The organism is Rhizobacter sp. P1_G5 (assembly GCF_056405435.1).
In genome coordinates, this window is sequence record NZ_JBFUCB010000797.1 from 1 (window position 1) to 2,351 (window position 2,351).

The following is a 2,351-nucleotide window of genomic DNA, read 5'->3' on the forward strand; positions in this document are numbered from 1 at the left end:
CTGTAGCGGTTCATCTTGTCCAGCGCGTCGTGCAGCGTCGGCATGGTCTCGTGCAGCAGGTCGCCGGGCAGGCGCCCGACCGGCCCCTGCACGTCCAGCCGCTCGTGCACCAGGTCGTCGGTGAAGCGCGCGCGCCCGCGCAGGAACAGCCGCGTGACCCGGTCAGGGTACCAGTCGCCATGGCGCATCCACTGTCCGCAAAAACGCGACAGGCGTGACAACTGGTAGCCGGCGGGGCCCTCGGTGGGGACCTCCCCAGGGGCCGCGCCGGGCGCCACGGCGGCCCGGATCGCCGCCGCCAGCGCTTCGCTGACCCGCTCGTCGGCATCCAGGCTCAGCACCCAGCGCCCTTGCGCCAGGTCCAGCGCCCGGTTCTTCTGCCGGCCGAAACCCGGCCAGTCGTCGGTACGGGTCACGCGGGCGCCGAGCGCCGCGGCCTGCTCGCGGGTGTCGTCGGTGCTGCCGGCGTCGACGACGATCCACTCGTCGGCGAACGCGACGCTCTTCAGGCAGTCCGAGATCTGGTGGCCTTCGTTGCGGGTGATGACGATGACCGACAGGTTGGGAACGGACATGGAAGGCGACAGGCGCATGCAGCTTGGAGGTGCGGGGATTGTAGGCAGTGCCGGCGAACGATAATGCGCCCGGAATGAGCACCCCCACCCCGCCCCTGAAAGAGCGCCTGAAGCGCCTGGCCCCGTATTTCGCCGACAGCGGCAAGGGCTTCGTCCTGATGATCGTCGGCTCGATCATCGGCGCGCTGACCGAGCCGGTGATGCCGGCGCTGATGAAGCCGCTGCTCGACAAGGGCTTCACCGCCGACGGCATTCCGCTGTGGATGGTGCCGGTCGCGATCATCGGGCTGTTCTTCATCCGCGGCGTCGCCGGGCTGATCGCGCAGTACGGCCTGGCCTGGTCGGCCAACCGCGGCACCCAGGCCTTGCGCACCGCGATGTTCCAGCGGCTGATGACGGTGCAGCCGACGCTGTTCAGCCACAACACCGCCAGCAGCCTGACCAACACGCTCACCTACGAGGTGCAGGCCGGCGCGGGCCTGCTGGTCGGCTCGGTGATGACGCTGGTGCGCGACTCGGCCACGCTGGTCGCGCTGATGGCCTACCTGCTGTGGATGAACTGGCAGCTGACGCTGTTCGTCGGCGTGCTGGTGCCGGCGGTCGCCTTCGTGATGCGCATCCTCAGCAAGCGGCTGCACCGGCTGACGGTCGAAGGCCAGCAGGCCACCGACCAGCTCGCCTACGTGGTCGAGGAGAACGTGCTCGCCTGGCGCATCGTCCGCCTGCACGGCGCCGAGGCCGGCCAGGCCGGCCGCTTCCGCGCCCTCAGCGACACGCTGCGCCGGCTCGCGATCAAGTCGACGATGGCGGCCGCGACGATGACGCCGGTGACGCAGATGATCGCCGCCTGCGGCCTGTCGGCGGTGATCGTCGCGGCCCTCTGGCAGAGCACCCACTACGGCGGCACGGCCGGCAGCTTCGCCGCGTTCATCACCTGCATGCTGATGCTGCTGGCGCCGATCAAGCACCTGTCCGAGGTGGCCGGGCCGATCACCCGCGGGCTGGCCGCGCTGGAGCGCGGCGTCGCGCTGATCACCGATGCGCCGGTCGAGGAAGGTGGCGGCTTCGACCCCGGGCGCGCCCAGGGCCGCGTCGAGATGCGCCATGTCGGCCTGCGCTACAAGACCGACCAGGYGCCGGCGCTGGACGACGTGAACCTGCGGTTGAACGTCGGCGAGACGGTGGCGCTGGTCGGGCCGTCGGGCGCCGGCAAGACGACGCTGGTGAACCTGCTGCCGCGCTTCCTGGAGCCGAGCGACGGCGAGCTGCTGCTCGACGACCGGCCGCTGCGCGAGTGGGACGTGGCGGCGCTGCGCCGCCAGTTCGCGCTGGTCAGCCAGGACGTGGTGCTGTTCAACGACACCGTGGCGGCCAACGTGGCGCTCGGCGACACCGGAGCGCACGATGCTCGCCGCATCGATACCGCCCGCGTGCGCGAGGCACTGCGCGCGGCCAACCTGCTGAAGTTCGTCGACGAGATGCCGCAGGGCCTGGACACGCTGATCGGCCACAACGGCAACCAGCTGTCGGGCGGCCAGCGGCAACGGCTCGCGATCGCGCGCGCCATCTACAAGGACGCGCCGATCCTGATCCTCGACGAGGCCACGTCGGCGCTCGATTCCGAATCCGAGCGCCTGGTGCAGGAGGCGCTGGACCGGCTGATGAAGGGCCGCACCAGCCTCGTGATCGCGCACCGGCTGTCGACCATCAAGGCCGCCGACCGAGTGCTGGTGCTCGAAGCCGGCCGCGTCGTCGAGCAGGGCACGCATGCCGAGC

Annotated in this window: 2 protein-coding genes; one reads left to right on the forward strand and one right to left on the reverse strand. The window is 70.8% G+C overall.

Annotation, left to right across the window (positions count from 1 at the left end):
• On the reverse strand, positions 1-575 hold a 575-nt coding region (locus AC1D12_RS31195; protein ID WP_477845071.1), incomplete at its 3' end, for a glycosyltransferase family 2 protein.
• 74 nt (positions 576-649) lie between these two features.
• Between AC1D12_RS31195 and msbA the strand changes: the two genes are divergently transcribed.
• Positions 650-2,351 (forward strand): lipid A export permease/ATP-binding protein MsbA (msbA, locus tag AC1D12_RS31200; RefSeq protein WP_477845072.1); only part of this gene is annotated, 1,702 nt, incomplete at its 3' end.